We start from the raw sequence: 24507 nt of genomic DNA, 5'->3' as shown, positions 1-24507 counted from the left end.
CCGCCGCGGGGAGGGGTGTCGGCGAAGTCCGGAGCTCCTCCCCCAAGATCGATCATCCTAAGGAATCAGTCGCATGACTCAAGTTCTTGCCGCAGGAGCCGCTCAGGAAAAGCAAACCCGGCACGCTACGCGGCGGCGGCGCCGACGCGGCGGTCTGGTCAATCTGCTTTACGTGCCCGTGCTGGTCCTGTTCGCTGTCTTCACCGTTTACCCGCTGCTGCGGGGTGTGGGCTTGTCCTTCACCAACTGGGATGGCTACAGCCCTGACCAGGCGTTCGTCGGCATGGCCAACTATCTGCGGCTTCTCACAGACCCCACGTTCCACGCGGTCCTGCTGAACACCCTCATCTATGGTGTGGGCAGCACGGTCATCCAGCAGATCCTGGGGCTGGCCCTCGCTGTGGCTTTGGACCGTCCGACACGGAGCCGGAGCGTCGCCAGAGCCATCATCTACCTACCGGTACTGGTTTCACCGGTGATCATGGGCACGATGTACTACCTGCTGTTCCAGTACAACGACGGCACCTTCAACGACATCATGGTTGTCTTGGGTGGCCAGCGCACCGCGTGGCTCAGCAACCCCGGAGTGGCGACTGCCATCATCGTGGTGGTGAACAGCCTCCAGTTCACCGGAATCTCGATGATCATCTACCTGGCCGGGCTTCAGTCCATACCCGGCGAGTATTACGAAGCCTCCAGCCTGGACGGAGCGACCGGCTGGAAGCAATTCACCAACATCACCGTTCCGCTCCTGCAGCCGGCATTCGCCGCCAGCATCGTGTTGAACCTGATCGGCGGCCTGAAGCTCTTCGACGTCATCAAGGTCCTGACCGCCGGCGGTCCAGGCTATTCCACCAACTCAGTCTCGACGCTTATCAGCGTTGCCTACTTTGATGACCAGACAGCAGGATACGCCTCCGCCATGGGAGTGGTCTTGTTTGCCCTGATCATCGTGGTCAGTCTCAGCGTCAACGCGGCACTTAACCGCCGCCGATTGGAGGCATGATGCAACTCACCAAAAAACGTCTCGCGGCCGCAGCGGCAGGAGCAGCTCTGCTCCTCATGGTCCTCGTCCAGCTCCTTCCCTTCTGGGTGGCGCTGACCACGGCACTGAAACCGGTGACCGACCTGTCCCCGCAGATGTTCCTGCCCACGGAAATCTACCTCGGGAACTTCGCCACCGCCCTGGAGGACGGCAATATCCTCCAGGCTGTGCTGAACAGCGTCCTGGTCACGGGCATCTCCACGCTGCTGGTCTGCTTCCTTGGCGCATTGGCCGCCTATCCCCTGGCCCGCCGGCTGAGCCGGCTGAACAAGGGGGTCATGCTGTTCATCCTCAGCCTGCTGATGATCCCGCCCCTGAGCATCATGGTCCCCCTCTATTCCATGCTGACCCAGCTTCACGGCGTGAACACGTATTGGGGAATCATCCTGGTCATGGTCACCGGTCACCTTCCGCTGAGCGTTTTCCTGTACGCGTCCTTCCTGCGCAATATCCCGGTGACCCTCGAGGAGGCTGCGACCATCGACGGCGCAAACCTGATGCAGACCCTGCTACGGATCGTTTTTCCATTGCTCAAGCCGGTCAGTGCAACCGTGGCGATTCTGGCAGGGGTATCCATCTGGAACGACTACTCCCTCTCCGTGTTCATCCTGACCGACCCGGCGGTCCGCACCATCGCACCTGCCGTGGGGACTTTTTTCTCCCAGGAAAGCAGCAACCTTGGAGCAGCGGCGGCCGCTTCACTGATGGCCTTGGCACCCGTGCTCATCGCGTACTTGTTCCTCCAGAAGTTCTTCATGAAAGGCATGGTCGCCGGTGCTGAAAAGTAATCCGCCCCGCAAAACTTCCTCACACGGATGCGGCCCGGAACCGCGCGCCCTGCCGGAGCGTGGCTGATGGACAACCCGAGTACACGAACCCGTTCCGCTCTCGTCACCGGCGGCGCGGCAGGGATCGGCAGGGCCGTCGTCGAACGCCTCTGCCGTGACGGCTGGGCGGTCTCGTTCGCCGACATCGACCGGGGTGCTGGTACAGAGGTGGCTCGAATCGTCACTGCCCAAGGCGGGGCATGCCGTTTCCATCACATCGATTTGGCCGACCGCGCGCAGCGCGGATCACTGGTCAGCTCAGTGGCCCAAGAATGGGGCGGCATCGATCTGCTCGTCAACAACGCCGCAGTGGTGGGCAAACGCCTCAGCCTCCTGGAGCTTACCGAGGAAGACTGGGATTCGGTCATCGAAACGAACCTTACCGCTACCGCCTTTCTCAGCCGGGACGCTGCCAGGAAAATGGCGGAGACCGGCAGCGGTGTCATTGTCAACATGGCCACCATCCAGGAACGCCTGCCGCTGCCGACCCACGTGTCCTATGTTTCCAGCAAAGGCGGCATCTCCGCCCTGACCCGTTCACAGGCCATCGAACTTGGACCGTTCGGGATCCGTGTCAACGCGGTCGTACCCGGGGTGATCCAGACCGAAGGAATGGCTGGAGAGCGCCTGCACGTCGGCCTACGGTCCGAACCGGGCACCGAAGCGCCTCCCACCCTCCTGCCTCGCACCGGCCGGCCAGAGGACGTGGCGGCAGCTGTGGCTTTCCTGGCTTCCGAGGACGCCTCATTCATCACAGGCTCAACGATCACGGTCGATGGTGGCCGCAGCCTGAGCCGTAAGGCCGACCAACTCGCCGCCGGCCTGTTCAACCCTCCCTCCGCCGACCGGAACCAGACCCGCCCTGCAAGCCCAGAAGGAGCCGTTCAGTGAGTCCCGACCAGATCCTGTCCATTACATGCCATCCCGTGGCCCCGCGCTGGTTGTTCATCCGTCTTGAAACACGCCAGGGGCTAGTCGGCTGGGGCGAGGCGATCGTTCCCAAACGCGCCCGCGCCGTCGCCGGCGCCGTGGCCGACCTCGCCGACAACATCATCGGCTCCGACCCGGACCGGATCGAGGAACTGATCCTGAGGATGCGCAATGGAGGGTTCTTCCGGGACGGTTCCGTCCTGGCTTCGGCTGCCGCGGGCATCGAACAGGCACTGTGGGATGTCAAGGGCCACCGCTACGGGCTCCCGGTGTATGAATTCCTCGGCGGTGCCGTCAGGGACCGCACCCGGCTGTACGCGTGGATCGGAGGCGACCGCCCGAGCGGCGTCGTCGAGCATGTGCGCCAGCGCATCGGCCAGGGCTTCACCATGGTGAAAATGAACGCCACTGAAGAACTGGACTTCATCGACACCCGGGCCCGGATCTCCGAGGTCATCAATCGGGTCGGGTCCATTCGGGATGCTGTCGGCGACCAGGTCGAGCTCGCCCTGGACTTCCACGGACGCGTACACCGCGCCATGGTCAAGGTCCTGATCCGCGAACTTGAGCCCTTCCACCTGGCCTGGATCGAGGAGCCGGTGGCACCCGGATTTGAAAGCGAACTGGTCCACCTGATCTCGCCCGACTGTTCCATCCCGATCGCCACTGGAGAGCGGCTGACCCACCGGACAGATTTCCGCACGCTCCTGCAGCAAGGAGTCGTAGACATCATCCAGCCCGACGTTTCCCTGACGGGAATCTTCGAACTGGCGAAAATCGGCCACATGGCCCAGGCCTACGACGTCGCCGTGGCCCCGCACTGCCCCAACGGACCCATCTCCCTGGCAGCTTCCCTCCAGGTCGGGTTCGCCGCCAGCAACGTCGTCGTTCAGGAACAAAGCGTCGGCCTGCACTACAACCAAGGGTATGGGGGCCTGCCCGCTGCAGAGATGTTCGACTACCTCTCCGACCCGGCACCCCTGACACCTGTCGATGGGCACCTGGCCCTGACAACAGGTCCGGGCCTGGGGATCACAGTCGACGAGGCGGCAGTCAAGGACTCCCCCGGCTGGTCGCTCCGCGATCCGGACTGGCGCCACGCCGACGGGAGGATGGCCGAATGGTGACCGCACCAATTCCTGCAGGAGCCATGGTGGCCCTCGCCACGCCCGTCAACGCCGACGGCTCGCTCGATCCGAAGGGCTTGGACCGGCTGCTCGGCCATGTCGTGGCCGGCGGGGTTGCCGGGATCTCCCCCTGCGGCTCCACAGGAGAAGGAGCACGACTCACCGCCGACCAACGTCTGCGCGTCGCCCGGCAGGTCCTTGAACAGGCCCCCGGCCTGCCGGTGATCCCGGGCGTCGCCGCGACCTCGCTGCGCGATTCCCACAACGAACTCGCCCTCCTCGGTGAACTCGGCGCGACGGCGGGACTAGTAGCGCCGCCGTCGTACTTTCCCTCAACCGATGCCGAAACCGAGGACCTTTACGTCCGGCTCGCGGACGAATCCCCCATCCCGCTCGTCCTGTACAACATCCCCGCATTCACCAAGGCGCCGGTGCGCCCCGGCGTCGTCGGACGATTGATGCACCACCCGAACATCATCGGGATCAAGGACAGCAGCCGGGACCTGGAATACCTGCAAAGCGTGATCAGTGCCACCGCGGAGGCGAAACTGACCGGGAAATTCCGAATCTACACCGGGACCGACACGATGCTGGTCGCCAGTGCCTTGGCGGGAGCGGACGGCACCATCGCCGCCAGCGCCAACCTCGTTCCGCACCTGGGAGTACAGATCATTGAACTTGTTTCCACCGACCTACCGCAAGCCTTGGCGCTTCAAAGGGAACTGGCAGTCATCGTCGCCGCATGTCGGAAGGGAAGTCCGCCCGCGGGCTGGAAGGCGGCGCTGTCGCTGGCCGGCATCTGTGGCCGAACACTCGTGCCCCCGGCCAGAGGCCTTTCCGAAAACGAGGTTGAGGAACTCCGGCGCAACCTGCAGCAAACGATGGTCTTCGCGCCTGAATTGAGGGGCCCCCGGTGAGCGAATCATTGGAGGTAGCCCTCGACGCGCACGCCATTCTGGGCGAATGCCCCGTCTGGGACGACCGGACCGAGACGCTGGTATGGGTGGACATCCACCGCGACGAAGTTCACCGTTTCTCACCGTCCACGGGGACCGACCAGTGCGTCCTCCTCGATGCGCCACCCGGCGCCGTGGCCCTCCGGGCCGGGGGCGGCCTCGTTGCGGCCGTCGGTATGGGCTTCGGCGAGCTCGACGAAGACTCCATGGTCTACACCGAGTGGCAGCGGGTAGCCCCTGGAGACAGGATGAACGACGGCGCTTGCGACCCTGCCGGCCGGTTCCTAGCCGGAACCCTCACGGAAGCACAGATCCCCGGGGCGGCATCGCTGTTCGCCCTGGATCCAGTCTCCCGGCAGGTGCGCGAAATACTCCCTGAAGTGACCCTGTCAAACGGTTTGGCCTGGACCGCGGACGGGACCACCCTGTACTTCGTGGACACGGTACTGGAACGGATTGACGCCTTCGACTACGACGTCGCCAAAGGGAGCCTCACCGCACGGCGCACGGTCGTGCACCTCCAGGACGTTCCGGGCCGGCCGGACGGGTTGACCATCGACTCCGACGGAAACCTTTGGGTCGCGATGGCCCGGGGCGGGGCAATCCGCTGCTACGACCCCCAAGGCCGTGTGCAGCACCTTGTGCCTGTGCCATCCCCGATCGTGACCAGTTGCACGTTCGGTGGACCCAGACTCGCCGACCTGTATATCACCACCGGCCAATGGCCGGCCACAACAGACGAACTCAGAGCGTTCCCGCACGCGGGGGCAGTTTTCCGGTTGACGGGCACCGGATCCCACGGTCTCCCGGCACACCGTTTCGCGGGTTGATCAAAGCGCCCCGCTGATCCCGGCCCCGGCCAATGGGGCAGAACAGCCGGGGGGCGCTCGGAAGAGAATGCCAGACTCTCAACAGTTTATGTTGATATTCGCACATGAACTGTGATATTTCTTACTTATCAGTACGTACCGACTCCACGAGGGGATCCAATGAAAACGTCAACGTCAGACCGGTTGCCGCTTTTGGTGTTCATTGGAACCGCGACGACGGACACCATCGCCCTCGTCGAAGATTACCCGGGGCCGGACAGCCGGACGGTGGCGGAGGACCTGGTGATCGCCGGCGGCGGGCCTGCCGCCACCGCAGCGGTCGCTGCGGCTCGAACCGGCGCACGGACGGCTTTCATCGGAACTGTCGGGACCGACAGCGACGGGGAACGGATCGTTGCTGACCTTGAAGCCGAGAGCGTCGACGTCAGCGCCGTCACTCGCTCAACAAGCCATCCATCCGGGGCCAGCATCGTGGTCGTTGCCCGGACCGGCAGCAGCCGGTCCATCATCACCCGTCCAGGACCGCCCTTGGACCTGACCCGGAATGCTGCGGCCCACACCCTGATGTCCGAGGCAGCATGGATCCACGCCGATCACATGGGCTGGCCCGCCCTGGAGGGCCTCAAAGACACCGAAGGATCCTTCAGGCTTAGCGTGGACGGGGGCAACCCCATTCCCGGTTTCAGCCTGAACGGCGTCGATCTGTACGTTCCGACGATCGAACAGTTGGCGAGGACCTTCCGGGAAAAACGTTCCTCCGATCCAGAGGTGCTACTTCACTCGGCCCGGAACGCAGGCGCCCGGACTGTCGTGGCCACCGGCGGCAGCCACGGCAGTTGGGGCCTCGGGCCAGACGGAACAATGGTTCACGTTCCCGCTTTCGCTTCGAGCATCCGCTCGACCCTCGGTGCCGGAGACGTTTTTCACGGCGTCCTGCTTGCCTCGCTTGCGGCCGGTCACAGGCTGTCAGACGCGATGCAGGACGCGAACGAGGCCGCGGCCAAGTCCTGTGAGGCCCTGGACGGACGATCCGGAATACCGCGCCGTACTCATCCCGCTGTCTTGCTACCCGGAACCGCCAGCGGACAGCCGGGAGGAATCCGTGCCGGATAATTCACGCCTAACTCAACTGCAGCGGCCATCGGGTGCCTTCGCGATGCTGGCAATCGACCAGCGCGAAGCATTGCGGAACATGCTGGCCGACCACCGGCAGCGGACCATCACCGATCAGGAAGTCCAGGCCTTCAAACTCCAGGCCGCGCGAACGCTGACCCCCTTCGCGTCCGCTGTGCTGATCGATAAGCAGTTCGCCCTCGATGAAGCCATCGACCAAGGAGCCGTTTCGCCCGGCTGCGCACTGATCGCGGCGGCAGACCATTTCGAGAGCGCCCACGGCGAACTTGTCGGGCGGACGCATATCGACCCCGCTGTGAACCCGGCCAAGTATGCCGCGCTCGGCGTCAAGGCCTTGAAGCTTCTAGTCATTTACCGGCCCGATGAAGAACCCGACCACCGCGTGTCGATGGTCCAATCGTTTGTCCGCGGGTGCCGGGAGGCTGGATTGATCAGCATCATCGAACCCATCGCGCGCAAGCCTCTCGCTGGGACCGGTTTCGACCGGGACGCCGGCATCGTCCAGGCCGCCGCCGAACTCGGCAATCTTGGAGCCGACTTGTACAAGGCGGAAGTCCCGTACCACGGACAGGCCCGCGAGACCGAAATCCGGAGCGCCTGCGCCCGGCTCACCGGCCTGATCGCCAGCCCATGGGTAGTGCTATCCTCCGGCGTTCCCGAACCCCTCTTCCCGAGCGCCGTCCAATGGGCTTGCGAGGAGGGCGCCTCCGGCTTCCTGGCCGGCCGCGCCGTGTGGGCATCCTGCCTGACACGCCCGGATGTCCCGCATTCACTTGCGACCGACGCCGTCGACCGGCTGAAGCGGCTCTGCGAGGTCGTAGACGAAGCCGTGCACGTCTGACCCGAGGCCCCGCTGGGCACCCGCTTTGCATTGAATACACACCGGACTCGTGGCAGGAACCTGATTGTCCGCGATCAATGCCGCATCCAAAAGAAGGAGCACCATGATCTACGCCAACCAATTGATTGAGGGACGCTGGGAACCAGCGGACAACACCAAGGCCGTTCTCGACCCCGGGGACGGTTCCGAGGTCGGTGAGGTCGCATGGGGTGACGCGATGGACGCCGGACGAGCAGCAGATTCCGCGGCCAAAGCCTTTGACTCATGGTCACGGACCACAGCCAAAAAACGGGCCGACATTCTCAGAGACGCCGCCGCCCTTCTGGGCGAACGCAGGAACTCGGTCTCCCGGGTTCTTGCCCGCGAGGCGGGGAAGAGGCTCCCTGAGGCACAAGGAGAAGTCGACTTTTCGATCGAGTACCTCCGCTGGTTTTCCGAAGAAGCGCGCCGATCAAACGGCACCGTGCTCGCCCCCGAAGCCGACGGCCGCCGTCACCTCTCAATCCGCCGCCCCTCAGGCGTCGCCATAAGCCTGACCCCCTGGAACTTCCCGGTTTCCATCCAGGCCCGCAAACTGGCCCCGATGCTTGCCGCGGGCTGCACGGTCGTAGGCCGTGTCGCGGAAAAAGCCCCGTTGGCTGCCACCGAACTGTTCCGCGTCCTCGTCGACGCCGGCGTACCCGCCGGAGTATTGAACCTCGTCCACGGACCCTCAAGGGAAATCACCGCTACCCTCCTGGACCATCCTGCGACCCGTGTCGTCAGCTTCACAGGCTCCACCCGCGTCGGCGCAGCCGTCATGGCCCAAGCCTCCAAGCGCATCGTCCGGCCCCTGCTCGAACTGGGCGGCAACGCTCCCTTTATCGTTTTCGACGATGCTGACCTGGATGCTGCCATCGAGGGCGCCATCCTGGGCCGGCTAAGGAATACCGGCCAGTCATGCGTGGCCGCGAACAGATTCCTCATCCACGAAAGCGTTGCCGACGAATTCGGCACACGACTGGCTGCCAGGTTCGACTCGCTCAGCATCGGCCACGGCGTCCCATCCGACGGTGAGAAGATGCCCGACCTCGGGCCGATGATCGACGCCGGCAGGGTCGCGGAGGTCCAGGACCTTGTGAACGATGCTCTTGAGAGAGGAGGGAGGCTCCTCACGGCGTTACGGCCGGTCCCCACCTCCGGCGCCTACATTGCTCCTTCCCTCGTCGCCGATGTCCCGCAGGACGCCCGTCTGGCGAAGGAGGAAGTGTTCGGTCCGGCAGCAGGAATATTCACCTTCGGCAGCGACGACGAAGCCCTAGAAATGGCAAACTCAACAGAAATGGGGCTCGCATCTTACGTCTGGACCGCCAATGCGGCTCGCGCGTGGAAGTTTGGCGAGCTGCTTGAAGCAGGAATTGTAGGCATCAACGATCCGCTGCCGTCCGTCGCATTTGCGCCAATGGGTGGCGTCAAACAGTCCGGACTCGGTCGCGAGGGCGCCTCAATCGGTCTCGAGGAATTCCAGGACACCCGCTACCTCGCCTGGCGTCCCTGACCGCCGTGACCGGAGCGCTTCTCATCCTCGCGGTGCTGATGGGCTCGGCGATGCAAAGGCTTACCGGACTCGGTTTCGCACTGGTTGCTGCGCCGTTCCTGGTCCTGCTCATCGGGCCCGTCAATGGAGTGATACTTGTCAACATCTGTGGGGCCCTGACCTCAGCAGCGGTCCTGGCCAGGGTCTTCAGGCACGTGCAATGGGGTAAATACGCCATACTGGCGCCCTCCGCGCTAATTGGAATCATTCCCGGCGCGGTCATCGTCCAATACGTTCCAACGGCCTGGCTCGAACTATTGGTCGGGGCCCTGGTCATTCTGAGCCTCACGGTCGGTCTCGCACTCCGCGCGCCACGCCGGCGTACCGGGCTCCGCCCGCTCGTACTCGCCGGGTCCATGAGCGGACTGATGAATACCACGGCCGGCGTCGGCGGACCCGCCCTCAGCGTCTACGCGATCATGAGCCGCTGGGAGCAAATTACCTTCGCCGCCACCATGCAGCCCTACTTCCTGACAATCGGAATAACCTCAGTCACCGCAAAACTCCTCACCCAACCATCTTCGATGCCCCAGCTGCCGCCATGGATATGGGTCTCAATGGGGGCCGCCATCATCCTCGGACTCTTCGCAGGCGAAGCACTCGCCAAACGAATGCCGTCACAATCGGCGAGGCGGCTCATGGTTCTTCTGGCCTACGTCGGGTCAGTCGCCGCAGCAGCCCGAGGCATCTGGGAACTGCTCGGGCCCTGAACCCGCTCAAGAGACGTCCGCACAAGTCATGACGCCGCTGTGCCGCGCCCACCTGGCTGGGTGTTCTGGACGTAGTCCGTCAGCAGCGAATCAATTGCTTCGGCGGAGTAAACCTTGCGGATGACGAGCCGGGTGAGTCCATCGACGGCGGCAGCGTCGCCTGGCATGCCCGCGGTGACGGTCAGACCGTTGGAGATCCGCTCGACGACGTCCCGGAGGACCCGCTCACGGACCTGGCCGGCGAACAGCGGGATAGTTCCGATCCTGCCCCCGATCACGAGCCTGTCCGGGTTGATGGTGGTGACTGTTGCGGCGAGGGCGCCCCCGAGGACGTCCGCACCGGAGAGCAGCAGCGCCTCAACGTCCGTCCGGCCCGCGGAGGCGGCCACGGCGATGTCGTCGAGGCTGTTCAGTCCGTCGCCGCGAAGCTGGTCCAGGAGTGAACTTCCTGAGCTGAAGGTTGCCAGGCAACCGCGCCGTCCGCACCGGCACACGGGCCCGTCCGAGGCGACGTGGATGTGGCCGATGTCACCGGCAGCGCCGTGCGCCCCGCGGAGGATCGAGCCGTTGACGACGATGCCGCAACCGATGCCGGTGGCGACCTTAACGTAGACGGTGGTCTCGTGGTCGTCGTTGCATTCTCCCAGGGCAGCTGCCCGGGCGTCGTTTTCCACCACGACCGGAACATGCCAAGCGGCGGTCATCGCAGAGGTCACGGCTTCGGGCCGCCAGTCGGGAATCGTTGTTGGGTGCACCACCGTCCCCGTGCCTGCCTCTACGGGAGCCGGAACGCTGACGCCGGTGCCGACCAGCGTTTCGGCGGTGCCGGCGTTTAGGAGTTCGGTGCCGATCCGGATCAGGGGCTGAAGAACGGCACCTTCGGGTGCGTTGATCCGGTGTTCCACCGTGCGCGATCTCAGCAGGACGCCGTTGGTGTCAGAGACCGCGACCGTGGCGTGGGTCTGGCCCAGCGCGAAGGCAAGCACCACGCGGCCGCGGTCGTCAAAACGGATCTTACGGGAGCGGCGGCCTCCAGTCGCTTCCATGCTCTCGGCCTCGTAGATCAGGTTCCGGCGCAGCAGCGTCTCAATCCGCTCATAAAGTGTGGCCCTGGACATGCCGGTGCTGGCAAGGAGCTGCTGGCGCGACATTCCTCCGGTCCCCCGGATTAGGTCCAGGAGGCTACCGTGGGAGGTCGCGCCGCTGAGCCTGGCGGGTATTCGTTCGATTGTCATTGCTCCTCCTGTTCGGCTGATCATCCTACCCGCAGTCCCGCTGTTCTCCCGCTGCGCTGCGGGAGAACAGCGGGACTGCGGCGGCGACGCTCGTAGTCCGGGCGTTGGCGCTGCCCGTGGACCGGAGCTGTTCGGGCGTGAGGACCGTCACGCGTCGGCGCCGATCCATTCCAGCGCGGCGGCCGCCGTCCACGCCTGGTTCAGGCTGCCAAGCGGCTCACCCGTGAAGGGCTCGTAGTACTCACCGAATTTCAGATCTGCGAGTTGGCGCAGGGATGCGGTCTTAAGTGTCTCGTAGATTTCGCTCTGCCCGTCGCGCTGCGACGCCCAGCCCAGCAGAAGGTTCAGGAAGGGCCAGACCGGCCCGCGCCAGTATGTCCGGGGGCGGAAGGCGGGGCTGGACGGGGAGGTGGACGGTGGGAGGGGAAACCGTAGACCCGGGTAACTCATCCAATCCGGACCAAGGAGTGTGTTTCGCTGCACCGCTAGCACCGCACGATCGCCTCCGGACACCAGGGGAGCGAATCCGGAGACTGTGTCGGTGGAAATCCACTCATCGACCAGCACGTCATAGTCCCGAGCCAGTCCGGTGGCAGGATCGAGGGTGGAGGCTACGCCGGCGCGGAAACGCCGGGCGAAACCCCGCAGTTCCTCAGCATCGGAAGTCCGTCCGATTTCATCGGCCAGGCCAGCCAGAACGTCGCTGGATGCGGCCATGATCGCTGAGAAGAACACATCCCGTACCCGGAAGTCCACCACGCCCTGCACGGCCTTGTCGTCATAGTTCACGGAGGCCATTTGCTGGACAAGCCACAGATACTTGGTGTACTCGGCATCGTCGGGGCGTTCGCTGACATCGGCCACATGCAGGGTGTCACGGCGGGTGAATGCAGGTACCGGGCCGGGCTGGACCCGGGCATAGGGGCCATCCCAGCGGGGGGAGTTATCGAATCCGGATTCCCAGCCGTGGTGGATCTCGATCAGGCCCACCCCCTCGGGGTCCCGGACCTCGGCCAGCCAGCGGTGCCACGCCAGCCAGGCGTCGAAGGTTTCCCGCAGGAAGGCTTCGGCCGCTTCCTGGTCCGCTCCCCCATTTTCCCGACCGCGGTCAACAATGTGCCGCACCGCGATGGCGTGGACGGGAGGCTGGCAGATGCCGCTGCTCTTGACCCCGGCCGGACGCGCTGCCGCGGATGCGGTGTCCCAGCGGTCGAAGCCCGGGAAGTATCCGGCGGAATCCTCGCTGAAGACGATGTGCGGTATCATCCCGGTGGACCACTGGGCGGCCAGCAAGGTGCGGAGCTCCGTGATGGCCCGCGGGACGTTGACGCGCGCAAGCCCGATGGCGACGAAGGCCGCGTCCCAGCTCCACATATGCGGGTAGAGGTTGGGCGCTGCGCTGGTCATCGTGCCGAGATCGTTGAGCTTCAGGACGTCAATTGCGGACTGGCGGAGTTCCTCGATGCCGACGTTGGTTGCAGTGTTCATTTGGCCTCCAGTGCCATTGAAGTTGCGCCGTCATAGAAGCGCATGGTGTTCGGGGAAAAGGTGAGCCAGATGGTGTGACGCGGTGATGTCCGGAAGGTCGGCGGGGCTTGGACCTTGATGTTCTGGCCGTCGACGTCGACCGTCAGGAGCACTGAGGAGCCCATCGGTTCGACGACCAGCACCGTTGCCGGGACATCGCCGGAGGACCGGTCTTTGGCCACCCCGATGTTTTCGGCGCGGACGCCAAGGACGATGTCCTGGTTGGCGAAGGAGCGCAGCATCGAGGGGGCATGGAGGTTCTGGTCACCGACGCGCAGCCCGTCTCCGGAGCCGGTGACGGCGGCGCTGATGAAGTTCATGGGCGGAGAGCCGATGAACCCCCCGACAAACTTGTCGGCCGGGGCGTCGTAGACGTCCAGGGGATCGCCGATTTGCACGATGCGGCCCTTGCGCATCACGGCGACCTGGTCTCCGAGGGACAAGGCCTCGCTCTGGTCGTGCGTGACGTAGACAGTGGTGGTTCCGAGGTCCTTGACGATTTTCTTCAATTCGGATCGGAATGTCAGGCGGAGCAGGGCGTCCAGGTTGGAGAGGGGCTCGTCCATCAGGAGGACGTCGGCGTCCATCACGATGGCTCTGGCCACGGCGACACGCTGGCGCTGGCCACCGGAGAGCTGGGCCGGAAGCCGGTCAAGGTACGGGGCGAGCTGGAGGAGGTCAGCCGCCCACTGGACTTTCCGTTCGATTTCCTTGGGGTCGACCTTGGCCATTTGCAGTCCGAAGCCGATGTTGTACCGGACTTTGCGGTGCGGGAACACTGCGTAGGACTGGAAAACCATGGACATGTTGCGCTTGTTCGGCGGCAGGTAGGTGACGTCTCGGCCGCCGACCGAGATCGAGCCGGCGTCGGGAAACTCCAGGCCGGCCACCATCCGCAGCAGGGTGGTCTTGCCGCAACCGGAGGGGCCAAGCAGGACGGTGAAGTCGCCATCCGTGATGTCCAGGGTGACGTCGTCGGTGGCGCGGTCCGTGCCGCCGGGATAGGTCTTGACGAGATTGGAAATGGAGATATCAGCCATGATCGGCTCCTTCAAAGGTGAATCCGGGAAGTTTGGGAGTGCGGAGCATCAGCGGATCGTGGAGCCCCACATGTTGGTCAGGTACCGCCGCATGAACGCGATGAAAATGATCGAAGGGATGACGAGCGCAAAGCCGCCGGCGAAACGGTAGGCAAGCGGCGAATCCGAAAGTGACGTAAGGACCTGGGCCGGTAGGGTGCGGTGGTCCAGAGTGAGGATGGAAGCACCGAGTACTTCGTTCCAGGACATCACGAAGGTGAAGATCGAGGCCGCAGCCAGTCCGGGCAACGCCATGGGCATCACCACTCTGGCGAAGGCGCCGAACGGGGTACAACCGAAGATGCGAGCGGCCTCTTCCACGTCGACGGGGACGCTGAGGAACACGCTCGCCGAGATCAGGATGATTGTAGGAAGCGCCAGTGAGGTGTGGAGCAGAATCACGCCGTAGGTCGTGTCATAGATGTTGGTGGTCAGGAACAGCTTGGCGAGAGGGACTGAGAGGACCACGATCGGCAACGCCCGGGTGAACAGCAGGAACAGCTGGTAGGGCTCTTTCCCGGGGAACGCGAACCGGGCCAGGGCGTACCCGCCGGGGATCCCAATGACCGCCGAAAGGAGGACCGTGCCGATGCCGACGATCACGGAGTTGCCCAGCGCCCCGAAGATTCCGGTAGAGGACAGGAACGCGTCGAGGGTGTCGAAGGAGATGTTGGTCGGAAGCAGGCTGAGCGGGAACTCGTTGAGGGATTCGCGCGTCGAGAGCGCGGCCAGCGAGATCAGGTAAATCGGGACCAGCATGAAAAGCGAAATGGTGACGCACGCTATTTGCAGGTAAACCCGGTGCCGGCGCTGCCGCTGGAGGGGTGCTGTGTCTACGGTGGGGGTGCTCATCGGGTGCCTCCCTGCCCTTTCTCGCGGAGTGCGCGCAGGTAAAAGATGGAGGTCAGCATCGACGCGACGAGGATGACCAAGGCCAGTGCCGCGGCGACATTGGGGTTTTGCAGGGCCGTGTACCAGCGGTAGGTCTCTCCGACGACGAGGGGGAAGTTCTGTCCGGTCAGTGCCTGGGCGACCGCGAATGTCTGGAACGCCAGGATGGTGCGGAGGATCAGTGCCACCTGCAGGCTGGGTTTCAGGAGCGGGAGGGTCACGTGGCGCAGGCGCTGCCAGAAGGTGGCGCCGAACACCTGCGCGGCTTCGTCGTAGTCCTTGGGGATGCCCTGGAGCCCTGCCACCACGATCACCAGGACCAGCGAGGTTGAGCGCCAGACCTCGGCGATGAGAACGCAGAGGAAGAGTGTGGCCTGGTTGTCGTAGGCGAGCCAGGAAATTCCATCGATGCCGAACCCTTTAAGGAAAGAGTTGAGGTATCCGCGGTCGTTGAAGATGGACAGCCACACGAGTCCGGCGGCAAGGTCGCTGAGCGCCAACGGAATGGCCCATACAAAGAAATGCAGCTTGTTCAACCGCGGGTTGGACCGAAGGAGCAGGGCCATGGTGAGGGCAAGCCCGAACTGAAGCGGGATCATGACGGCAATCAGCAGGGCCGTGTTCCGAACGGCAGGCCAGAAATAAGGGTCCTCGACCATCCGCTTCACATAATCGAGGGTAAAGCCCTGGTCGTTCTGGATGGCTTGCAGGACGCCCTGTACCACGGGCCACCCGAGAAGCAGGGACATGAAGATGACGGAGGGGCCGATCAGCCAAACGGCGGGCGGCACCCGGCGCGGCCGTTTTGGTATGTGGGCTGTTGCAGGCGTCAGCGGCGGGGATTGGACCGTCATTACGCTACCTCGCATTTCGTGCCGGGTGAGACAGGATCGGGCGCCCAGCAGGGTACGGCCAGCGCCTTCAGGATGGTGTTGAGCTGTGCGGCCTGCTTGTCCAGGACTGATTGAACTGAGGAACTGTTAAGGCAGATTTCCTGGAAGCAATTCTTGAAGATCTGCGACACTTCGCCATCCTTTGCGCCCACTCCGACAGGTGGAAGCGCCAGAAGCGCCCCGGACGATCTCTGCTGGCGACGCACCGCCGCGGCCTCCAGCGCGATGGCACCGGCCAGATCCGTGGGCAGTTCCGTCTGGATAACCGGGAAAAAGGCATTGCTGCGGAGGGTTTCAATCTGCGTGGCCGGTTCCATGAGGCTGCGGATGACTTGTTCAGCGCGGTCCCGCTCCAGTCCGCGCTGCGGGAGGGCGACGCCGGCGACGATCAGCATGTAGCCCCGCCCCTTGGGACCCCTGGGCGCCGGAACCATGAGCCAGTCGTCCGGCTTGGCTGCGGGGGCGCCGACGAGCCGCGCGACGTGGTCCCAGGCCACGAGGACCTCGCCGCGGGCCAGAGGTTCCTGCATGGCGTCGTAGTTGGTGGAAGCGGGAGCCATGTTGTCCCAGAGTTCCCGCATGTAGTTCCAGGCTGTGACGGCATCCGGGCTCCGGAACGTGGTGATCTGGCCACCAGTGAAGCTGGGAAGCAGAAACCCCTGATAGAAGCGGTGGTGCAGGCCCTTGGGTCCGGCGGGCATTCCGAAAACGGGACGGCCCGCGCCCTTCTTGGCGGCCTTGGCCCAGGCCAAGTAGTCCTCGTAACTGAGATCGTTGACATCAACGCCGCTGGGCAACCATTCGAGAGCCTTTTTGTTGACGGCCACCAGATACGTCGCCTGCATCCATGGAACGTACTTGGACGTCGATCCGCCAACCTTCGTGAGCGCCAGGATGTCCTTGTTGAAACCACTGCCTGACAGTTCCCGAAGAAGGTAGTCCACATCATCCAGGGACTTTGCGAGCGGTGCCAGATCGCCGTGAAGCCCGCCGAGGAGGGAGAGCCGGACATCACCCGCCTCCTCCTGCGATTGCACGGTGGAGGCGAAGACATTATTGGCCACCGAGTTGTACGCCACGGGGACCTTGACGAATTTCTTCAGGACCGCTTCATAGCGCTGCTTTTCCTCTACCGGGGTGAACTGCGTGGACAGAAAGCCGACGCTCCCCGCACCTGCGGCCGCGCCGCTGGTGTCGAAGCCGGAACAGGCGGAAAGAAACGGGAGCGACAAGGCCGTGCCGAGGCCCGCCAAAAGCATGCTCCGCCGTGAGGGCCCACTTTGTGGAGGCGAGAAATAGCTGCCAGTCATTGACTACTCCAATCAGGTGCGCGCCAATGCAACACCATTCGTCTAACGATGAGACAAATGTTGGAATGTGTCAAGGCCCACACTCGTGAGGGCTGGCTGGGCGACGAACGGAAGGCCCACAGAGCGAAGAGTAAAGGTGCTCCTGACCCAAGATGGAGGCCGGGTATTCAGTACCCCCAGTTCTTCAACGCGTCGCCAAAGGGTTGGAGGAGTAGTAATAGGCAGACCGGTCGAATTCGGCTAGGTTATCCCGGAACTCATATGCGAAACCGGGCCAAAGAAGGGTTTGTCGACGGCTCCCAGCGTCCAGGTACCAGCTAAGACCTCTGACCCCCGTCCAGGAGCAAGCGCCAGCACCATGCCGTGCACCTCCGGGCCCAGGCGCGCTGTTCGTGTACACCGGCTTAGGCTGTCGCTCATTACTTCCCGGGGACCTCCCCGGGCGGGAATCAGCGTCCAGGCCTCGGACCCCCACTGCAGCCTGGTCGCAACCTTTGAACCTCTAGCATGTGGCCAGGACGAAGACGTCTGTCCTCCAAAGGAGTTAACGATGACTGTTTACGCACAGCCCGGCCAAGATGGATCCAAGGTCCAGTTCAAGGACCGTTACGAGAACTGGATTGGCGGACAGTGGGTAGCCCCCACAACCGGCCAATACATCGAGAACGTTTCCCCCGTGAACGGCAAGCAATTCACCGAGGTGGCCCGCGGTGCCGCGGCGGACGTTGAGCTCGCACTCGATGCAGCGCACAAGGCCGCCCCGGGGTGGGGCAAATCGTCCGCCGCAGAGCGCGCCGCCGTGCTGAACAAGATCGCGGACCGGATCGACGCGAACCTGGAACTGCTGGCCGTGGCTGAAACCTGGGACAACGGCAAACCGATCCGCGAAACCCTGAACGCGGACATTCCCCTCGCGGCGGACCACTTCCGCTACTTCGCCTCCGCGATCCGTGCGCAGGAAGGCCGGCTATCCCAGCTGGACGAGGACACCACGGCGTACCACTTCCACGAACCCCTTGGTGTGGTGGGCCAAATCATCCCGTGGAACTTCCCCATCCTGATGGCGGTCTGGAAAATGGCGCCCGCCCTGGCCGCCGGAAACGCCGTGGTCCTCAAGCCCGCCTCCAACACCCCGGCCTCCATCCTGGTCCTGATGGAGCTGATCAGCGACCTGCTGCCTGCCGGTGTTGTGAACGTCGTCAACGGTTTCGGCTCCGAGGTGGGAAAGCCGCTGGCTTCCAGCCCGCGGATCCGGAAGATCGCGTTCACCGGCGAGACCTCCACCGGGCGCCTGATCAGCCAGTACGCCAGCGCCAACTTGATCCCGGTCACGCTGGAACTCGGCGGCAAGAGCCCCAACATCTTCTTCAACGACGTTGCCGAATCCAACGACGCCTTCTACGACAAGGCGCTGGAGGGCTTCACCCTATACGCCTTCAACCAGGGCGAAGTGTGCAGCAGCCCGTCCCGCGCCCTCGTCCAGGACGGTGTCTACGATTCCTTCATGGCCGACGCCGTGGCCAGGACACAGAAGATCATCCAGGGCAACCCGCTGGACACCAACACCCAGATTGGTGCCCAGGCGTCGGCAGGCCAGATGGAGAAGGTCCTGTCCTACATCGACATCGGGCTCGAAGAGGGCGCCAAGATCCTGACCGGCGGTGCACCGACCGAGCTTGACGGGGATCTTGCCGGCGGTTTTTACGTCCAGCCCACCATCTTCGAAGGCCAGAACAAGATGCGGATCTTCCAGGAGGAAATCTTCGGCCCCGTGGTCTCTGTGGCACGATTCACGGACTACAACGACGCCATCGGCATCGCCAACGACACCCTGTACGGTCTCGGGGCCGGCGTCTGGTCCCGCAACGGCAACGTCGCTTACCGTGCAGGCCGCGAAATCCAGGCCGGCCGCGTGTGGGTCAACAACTACCACGCCTACCCGGCCGGTGCCGCGTTCGGCGGATACAAGTCCTCAGGAATCGGACGCGAAAACCACGCCATGATGCTGGACCATTACCAGCAGACCAAAAACCTCCTGGTCAGCCACTCCGAAAACAAGCTCGGATTCTTCTAGAGCCCGAGCGACCACCCCGGCAAGCTTTCACCAACGGCACAACGAAGGGCCACTTGAATGACGAGAATGCTGATTATTGGCCCGCCCGGTTCCGGCAAAGGCACGCAGGCGGAGCGGATCTCCGAACGCCTCGGCGTCGTTGCGATCTCCACCGGCGACATCTTCCGCACCAACGTGAAGGGCGGGACGCCCCTTGGCATCGAAGCCAAGAAGTACATGGACGCCGGTGACTTTGTCCCCGACAGCGTCACCAACGAGATGGTGCGGAGCCGCCTCTGCCGGGACGACGTCGAGAACGGCTTCCTGCTGGACGGTTACCCCCGCACCACGGCGCAGGTTGATTACCTGGACGAGGTCCTGGCGAGAGGCGGGCAAGCGCTGGACGTCGTCCTGCAGCTGACCGCCGATGACGACGAACTGGTCCACCGCCTGCTGGGCCGCGCCAAGGAGACGGGCCGCAGCGACGACAACGAAGCCGTTATCCGCCACCGGCTGGAGCTGTACCACGAGCAGACCGAAGCCGTGGTGGCCAAGTATGCCGAGCGCGGCATCCTGAGGAAGGTTGATGGCCACGGCGGGATCGCGGACGTCACAGACAGGGTGATGAGCGCCCTCGACAATCCCCTCAAAGTCACCGTCGTAAGCGGACACTAATCCTCGAACCGCCGGCTCCGGTGACCCAACGGTGATCGGCCCTGTCAGATCCTCGCAGCGGAATCCGACAGGGCCGACCACCTGCGGCACTCGCATTTGTACGGCGAAACCTCCCGGCGGAGGCGAACGCGCTCGTATCATGTGGCAACCGCTCATGCTGCACACCGGCTGACCACGATTCCGCCTGGCGAACAGATCGGTGCCATCCGAGAATAGCGTCGGGAGACCAAGCCGCGTCCTTGAGAGGGATCCATTCCCCGGAGTAAAGTGGCCTTGTGGCGGCTTCCAGCTAATGAAATCCTTCCTCGGAACGATGGGAGGGAGGGAGCCATCTCCCGTAGGCACGGCCTCCACTGGAGGAGCCAAGATGCCAAAGGACGATCGATCTAGCGACTTGAGTATTGGTTCAGGGGCGCCGTAGATATGGCTAAGGAACCCCTTTTAGCCCGCCGTTTGCATGTTTCACACATCAACGTCGGCGTATTCGGCTACCTGATCACCACCATGGGTCCGGTTTTCCTGCCGGAGGCCGACAAATCCGTTCAAAACCTGTTCCTGCTGGGAACCTTTGGTGCCACCTTTATCGCCCGTCCGCTGGGTGGCGTGTACTTCGGCTGGCTTGGCGACAAAATCGGCCGCCAGAAGGTTCTCGCCATGACCCTGATAATCATGGCTGCGGTGACTTTTGTCGTGGGACTGCTTCCCGGTTACTCACAGTTGGGTATCTGGGCGGCGGTACTGCTGGTCGTCACCAAGCTCGTGCAGGGGTTTTCCACAGGCGGCGAATATGCAGGAGCCACCACCTTCGTCAGCGAGCATGCTCCGGACAAACGCCGTGGTTTCTTTGCCAGCTTCCTGGACATGGGCAGCTACCTGGGATTCGCGATTGGTGCCGCGCTGGTTTCCGTCCTTCAGTTGATCCTAGGCCAGCCCGCAATGGAGGCTTGGGGTTGGCGCCTGCCGTTCCTGGTCGCAGGCCCCCTCGGTCTGATCGCCATCTACTTCCGCATGAAGATTGAGGAATCGCCCACCTTCCAAGCAACCCTGGATGCGGAAGCGACCGCCGCCCGCAGTTCCCAGCCCGGCCAGGGTGTGGCTGCGATGGGCCCGGTCGGAATATTCAAGGCATACTGGCCCAGGATACTGCTGGCCATGATTCTCGTGGCCGCGGCCAACACGGTGGGCTATGCGCTCACGTCCTACATGCCCACGTACCTTACGAGCAACAAGGGATATGACGAACTCCACGGGACGCTGCTGACCATCCCCGTCCTGGTCGTCATGGCATTGTGCATCCCGTTGACCGGACATCTCTCGGATGTCATCGGACGCCGTCCCGTGCTCTGGATAGGGGCCATCAGCACAGTCGTGCTTTCCGCACCCGCATTCCTGCTGATCGGGATAGGAGGCATCTGGTCAACGCTCCTTGGCCTGGCTTTGATCGCTTTCCCCGTAACGTTCTACGTGGCCAATCTCGCGTCAGCGCTGCCGGCACTGTTCCCGACGTCCCACCGCTACGGGGCCATGGGCATCGCCTACAACTTCGCCGTCGCAATCTTCGGAGGTACAACCCCCTTCATCATTGCCGCTCTCATCAAGGCAACAAGCAACGACATGATGCCCGCTTACTACCTGATGGGCACCTCGGCGATCAGTGCAGTCACCATCTTCTTCCTCCCGGAATCCGCCCGGAGACACCTTCCCGGGTCAATGCCCAGCGTGCATTCTGAAGCAGCAGCCCACGAGTTGGTGGCAACCCAGGACGAAAATCCCATGTTGGATATGAACAAGCTTCCTTTCGACAACACTTATGAACCCCCGACACAGCCCGACGCGAATCCACCGGCGAAACCAACGTGACCTGAGGCTGCGATGCAGCGGGGATCGCCTACACCAAGGGAAACGCTCCGGTCCGCTTCCTGACAGGGGCTATACATTCTCATTCTGCTGGAACTGATCGTTACTGAGTAGCTGTGCCAGCACCGTTCCCACCGTCATTTGAGGAAGTACCTTCGTTCTTCCTCCGTTGGCAGGGTAGGACACACGGTCCGGCCGATCGGCCGGACCGTGCCTCGTCCGGGCGCAGGACGGTGACTTTCGGCCCTACAGTCCGGGACGGCGACCGTACACGCTAGCGGAGTACTGAATCACGCGTATCGCAGGAGGAAAATCATGGGCGAGGAAGCTAAAGCCAGGATCGTTGTTGGTATCGGTGGATCGGAAGCCTCCATCGAAGCGCTGAGGCAGGCCCAGGACAGATCCTCAAGGAATCCTTGGAAAAGGTGTTCGGTCCGGACTTGCCGGACAACGTCGTCTCGCGCGTTGTTCGCGGTCACGCGCGGGAGTCCCTCATTGAGGCCAGCCGGGAAGTGGACATGATTGTCGTCGGCAGGCGTGGCCACGGAGGATTTGGCGGGCTGCTTGTCGGATCGGTGAGTTCAGCCTGCGTTGCGCACGCCCACTGCCCAGTCCTTGTTGTCCCTACTCCTGAAAAGAGTTGAACGACACGGACGGCCGGAGAGAGGAGAAACATGATGCGTGCCCTTGTGGTCTATGAGTCGATGTATTGGAACACCAGGCAAGTGGCCGGGGCTGTCGCCCAGGGGCTTGGTGGATCGGCGCCGGCACGCAAGCAGACCTTCCACCCCGCGGCGACTTCCGTCCCATCCATGCGCTCAATACCTGACCCACACAATTTTCCCCGAGGAGAACAAAATGTCCCTGCCCAACATGGAACCCAGCCGCATTGATGGTGCCCGGCATGTCACTGAGGAGCTCAGCGAAGAACGGTGCTGGGAGCTTCTGTCTTCACAGGACACAGGCCGCTTCGGCTTCAACTACAAGAACAGGGTGATGATCTTCCCCGTCAGCTACCTCGTCCACAACCGGGCGATCTACTTCCGGACCTCTTCTGCCGGGACCATCGGCGACGCCGTACCCCGGCTAAGCTCATCTTTCGAGATTGACGAGGCGAGGTCAGACAGAAGCGAAGGTTGGTCTGTCCTCGTCAGCGGGCCTTCATCGCATGTGGAGGAACCCGAGCTGCTGACCCATCTTTGGGGACAGGTCATGGAAGAACCCTGGGCCGGCGGGGAGAGGAACGACTTCATCCGAATCCACGCAGCCGTGGTAACAGGCCGCCACGTGCACCTAGCCTAAGCCCGGCCCCTGGCGCCAAGCATCGATGGCGCTCTCGAGTGTCGGATAGTGTCGGGCTTGCCCGAGACGGGTCTCCGGACCAAACCGCTGGAGTTTGTCTTTGATCGGCCCTTTGAGTTCGGCAAACCAGAATTCAATTCCCTTGGATTGCAGTTCCTCGTCGAGTTCCACAAGTTGTTCGACGGCGGTGCTGTCGATTCCGGTGATGGCCTCTGCCGCAACAATCACACATCGGATCGGGACCGCCGATTGATCCACGAGGGAACGGACATGGTCAACGAACACTTGTCCGTTGGCGAAGAACAGTGGAGCATCGAAACGCACAATCACCAAACCTGGAGTTCTTCTGCCGTCGGGGTGACGGGTCACGTCGTGAAACCCTGGGACGCCTTCGACCGCCACGAGTTCGGTCCGATACGGAGTAATCGCTTTCAAGACGAACACGGCAAGGGAAAGACCGACGGCGATAACGACGCCCGTCAGGACACCCACGATTACGACGCCGACGAAAGTCGCCATCATCAGTGCTGCCTCCGTGCGGCTGCTTCGGAACAGCGCCAACATGTCCTTGATGTCGATAATCGATGAAGCCGCCACTACGACAACCGCAGACAATACGTTCGAGGGCAGGTACCGCGTTGCTTCGGGCTCCAACTGCATGAACGCAAGCAGCAGCAAGGCAGAAAAGACCCCGGCCAATCGGGACCGGGCACCGGCATGGATCGCTACCGGGGTCCGCGAGGTACTGGCTGAGACAGGAAAACCCCCGAACAGCCCGGCCGCGGCGTTCGCGGCCCCGAGGGCCAACATTTCGCGCCCGCCCTCAACGGGACTCCCCTGCCTGAGGGCAAGAGTTCGTGAAAGCACGGCGGTATCGGCGAAAGCCAGCAGGGCTATGCCCGCGGCCGGCCCGGCCAGAGCGGTTATTTCTGCTGTGCCCAGTCTGTCGAGGGCGGGCGCTGGCCCACCGCCAGGAAGGGTACCGACCATCGGGACAGTTCCCTCGAGGTGAAGCAGGAACCCTGCCAGCATGGACCCGGCGACGGAACCGAGCACCCCGAGCATGCGCCAGCGGGGCGAAGACCGGGATGTCACTACAAGCAGGACTAGCACGAACGCACTGATCAAAGCCGCCGCAAGGTTCGTGTCCCCTTGTCCTAAGTGAATCAGGGTGGTCGTCAGCTGTCCCCAGACCCCGCTGGCCGCACTTGGGTGCTCAAGTCCCAGCAGGCCCGGAAGCTGGTTCACGGCGATGACCAGAGCTATCCCGGCCAGGTATCCGGTGCGGATCGGCTTTGAGAGGAGATTGCCCAGAAACCCCATCCGCAACAGGAATCCGAGGATCAGTATTGCCCCGACCAGCAAGGACAACAGTCCTGCCAGGGAAACGGCGCGCCGGGGATCCCCGGCGGCCAGCGGTAACACGGCAGCGGCAATCAGAGGCGCCAAGGAGGAGTCCGGACCCAGAATGAGGACCTTGGACGGGCCGAGTGCCCCGTAGGCGAGAAGCGCGGTAATGGAAGCGTACAAGCCGGCAACCGCCGGCAACCCGGCGGCAAGCGAGTACGCCATCCCGGCAGGGACCAACAGCACAGACAGCGAAGCGCCGGCACCTAGATCCGCGAGCAGGGACTTGAACTTCGTGGAATGGGGTTTCCAGAAGAATCGGGGTCTACCGGCGTCATCGGGCATCGTGCGTCTGCCCTATC

23 protein-coding genes are annotated in these 24507 nt (G+C 63.4%); 15 read left to right on the top strand and 8 right to left on the bottom strand.

The genetic code is table 11. The features are described 5' to 3' along the window. Positions 1-73: 73 nt before the first annotated feature. From LFT43_RS09270 to LFT43_RS09225, 10 genes are all read left to right on the top strand, one after another. On the top strand, positions 74-1006 hold the full coding sequence (locus LFT43_RS09270; RefSeq protein WP_395802525.1) for a carbohydrate ABC transporter permease: 933 nt from the start codon (positions 74-76) through the stop codon (positions 1004-1006). After that, entirely contained in the window at positions 1003-1833 is an 831-nt protein-coding gene (locus LFT43_RS09265) for a carbohydrate ABC transporter permease (protein WP_395802523.1), read from the top strand. The genes LFT43_RS09270 and LFT43_RS09265 overlap by 4 nt, the downstream gene beginning before the upstream one ends. A gap of 66 nt (positions 1834-1899) precedes the next feature. Beyond that, complete coding sequence (locus tag LFT43_RS09260; protein ID WP_395802521.1) at positions 1900-2763, top strand: SDR family NAD(P)-dependent oxidoreductase; 864 nt, start codon at positions 1900-1902, stop codon at positions 2761-2763. Continuing rightward, positions 2760-3929, top strand: coding sequence for a galactonate dehydratase (dgoD, locus tag LFT43_RS09255; RefSeq protein ID WP_395802519.1), 1170 nt, complete (start codon positions 2760-2762; stop codon positions 3927-3929). The genes LFT43_RS09260 and dgoD overlap by 4 nt, the downstream gene beginning before the upstream one ends. After that, positions 3923-4846, top strand: a complete 924-nt coding sequence (locus LFT43_RS09250) for a dihydrodipicolinate synthase family protein (protein ID WP_395802517.1) — start codon at positions 3923-3925, stop codon at positions 4844-4846. The genes dgoD and LFT43_RS09250 overlap by 7 nt, the downstream gene beginning before the upstream one ends. Next, positions 4843-5715, top strand: a complete 873-nt coding sequence (locus LFT43_RS09245; RefSeq protein ID WP_395802515.1) for an SMP-30/gluconolactonase/LRE family protein — start codon at positions 4843-4845, stop codon at positions 5713-5715. The genes LFT43_RS09250 and LFT43_RS09245 overlap by 4 nt, the downstream gene beginning before the upstream one ends. 159 nt (positions 5716-5874) lie before the next feature. Beyond that, on the top strand, positions 5875-6828 hold the full coding sequence (locus LFT43_RS09240; RefSeq protein WP_395802513.1) for a PfkB family carbohydrate kinase: 954 nt from the start codon (positions 5875-5877) through the stop codon (positions 6826-6828). Then, complete coding sequence (locus LFT43_RS09235) at positions 6818-7690, top strand: aldolase (RefSeq protein ID WP_395802511.1); 873 nt, start codon at positions 6818-6820, stop codon at positions 7688-7690. The genes LFT43_RS09240 and LFT43_RS09235 overlap by 11 nt, the downstream gene beginning before the upstream one ends. Before the next feature lie 103 nt (positions 7691-7793). After that, positions 7794-9227, top strand: coding sequence for an NAD-dependent succinate-semialdehyde dehydrogenase (locus LFT43_RS09230; protein WP_395802509.1), 1434 nt, complete (start codon positions 7794-7796; stop codon positions 9225-9227). Positions 9228-9232: 5 nt separating this feature from the next. Beyond that, positions 9233-9976, top strand: a complete 744-nt coding sequence (locus LFT43_RS09225) for a sulfite exporter TauE/SafE family protein (protein ID WP_395802507.1) — start codon at positions 9233-9235, stop codon at positions 9974-9976. Positions 9977-10002: 26 nt separating this feature from the next. Here LFT43_RS09225 and LFT43_RS09220 read toward each other — a convergent pair whose 3' ends face one another. Genes LFT43_RS09220 through LFT43_RS09190 form a run of 7 tightly spaced genes read right to left on the bottom strand, consistent with a single transcriptional unit; the run spans position 10003 to position 16911 of the window. Next, a complete protein-coding gene (locus LFT43_RS09220) occupies positions 10003-11211 on the bottom strand; it encodes an ROK family protein (RefSeq protein WP_395802505.1) in 1209 nt (402 codons plus the stop codon). A 25-nt stretch (positions 11212-11236) separates the two neighbouring features. Beyond that, on the bottom strand, positions 11237-11362 hold the full coding sequence (locus tag LFT43_RS09215) for a hypothetical protein (protein WP_395802503.1): 126 nt from the start codon (positions 11360-11362) through the stop codon (positions 11237-11239). After that, positions 11359-12699 (bottom strand): MGH1-like glycoside hydrolase domain-containing protein, encoded by a 1341-nt coding sequence (locus tag LFT43_RS09210; RefSeq protein WP_395802501.1) that lies wholly within the window; start codon positions 12697-12699, stop codon positions 11359-11361. Before LFT43_RS09210 ends, LFT43_RS09215 begins: the two co-directional genes overlap by 4 nt. Beyond that, positions 12696-13778: an ABC transporter ATP-binding protein gene (locus LFT43_RS09205; RefSeq protein WP_395802499.1), complete on the bottom strand. Its 1083-nt coding sequence runs from the start codon at positions 13776-13778 to the stop codon at positions 12696-12698. Before LFT43_RS09205 ends, LFT43_RS09210 begins: the two co-directional genes overlap by 4 nt. Positions 13779-13826: 48 nt before the next feature. Further along, on the bottom strand, positions 13827-14669 hold the full coding sequence (locus LFT43_RS09200) for a carbohydrate ABC transporter permease (protein ID WP_395802497.1): 843 nt from the start codon (positions 14667-14669) through the stop codon (positions 13827-13829). Beyond that, positions 14666-15562: a carbohydrate ABC transporter permease gene (locus tag LFT43_RS09195; protein ID WP_395802495.1), complete on the bottom strand. Its 897-nt coding sequence runs from the start codon at positions 15560-15562 to the stop codon at positions 14666-14668. The genes LFT43_RS09200 and LFT43_RS09195 overlap by 4 nt, the downstream gene beginning before the upstream one ends. Beyond that, entirely contained in the window at positions 15562-16911 is a 1350-nt protein-coding gene (locus LFT43_RS09190; RefSeq protein WP_395802493.1) for an extracellular solute-binding protein, read from the bottom strand. The genes LFT43_RS09195 and LFT43_RS09190 overlap by 1 nt, the downstream gene beginning before the upstream one ends. Positions 16912-17461: 550 nt before the next feature. On the opposite strand from LFT43_RS09190, the gene LFT43_RS09185 reads away from it, so the two are divergent. The 5 genes from LFT43_RS09185 to LFT43_RS09165 all read left to right on the top strand — a co-directional run bounded on the left by LFT43_RS09185 (position 17462) and on the right by LFT43_RS09165 (position 22798). Next, entirely contained in the window at positions 17462-18985 is a 1524-nt protein-coding gene (locus tag LFT43_RS09185; protein ID WP_395802491.1) for an aldehyde dehydrogenase family protein, read from the top strand. Positions 18986-19051: 66 nt separating this feature from the next. Further along, entirely contained in the window at positions 19052-19639 is a 588-nt protein-coding gene (locus LFT43_RS09180) for an adenylate kinase (protein ID WP_395802489.1), read from the top strand. 423 nt (positions 19640-20062) lie between these two features. Next, positions 20063-21499, top strand: a complete 1437-nt coding sequence (locus LFT43_RS09175) for an MFS transporter (RefSeq protein WP_395802487.1) — start codon at positions 20063-20065, stop codon at positions 21497-21499. Positions 21500-21921: 422 nt separating this feature from the next. Then, complete coding sequence (locus LFT43_RS09170) at positions 21922-22140, top strand: universal stress protein (RefSeq protein WP_395802983.1); 219 nt, start codon at positions 21922-21924, stop codon at positions 22138-22140. Positions 22141-22354: 214 nt separating this feature from the next. Next, positions 22355-22798, top strand: coding sequence for a pyridoxamine 5'-phosphate oxidase family protein (locus LFT43_RS09165; RefSeq protein ID WP_395802485.1), 444 nt, complete (start codon positions 22355-22357; stop codon positions 22796-22798). Here the strand turns inward: LFT43_RS09165 and LFT43_RS09160 are convergent. Further along, positions 22790-24490, bottom strand: coding sequence for a SulP family inorganic anion transporter (locus LFT43_RS09160; protein ID WP_395802483.1), 1701 nt, complete (start codon positions 24488-24490; stop codon positions 22790-22792). The genes LFT43_RS09165 and LFT43_RS09160 overlap by 9 nt on opposite strands. Positions 24491-24507 lie beyond the last annotated feature (17 nt).

The sequence above is a fragment of the Arthrobacter sp. FW306-04-A genome (assembly GCF_044358315.1).
Classification (GTDB): Bacteria; Actinomycetota; Actinomycetes; order Actinomycetales; family Micrococcaceae; genus Arthrobacter.
This window is presented reverse-complemented; position numbering and strand designations above follow the sequence as displayed.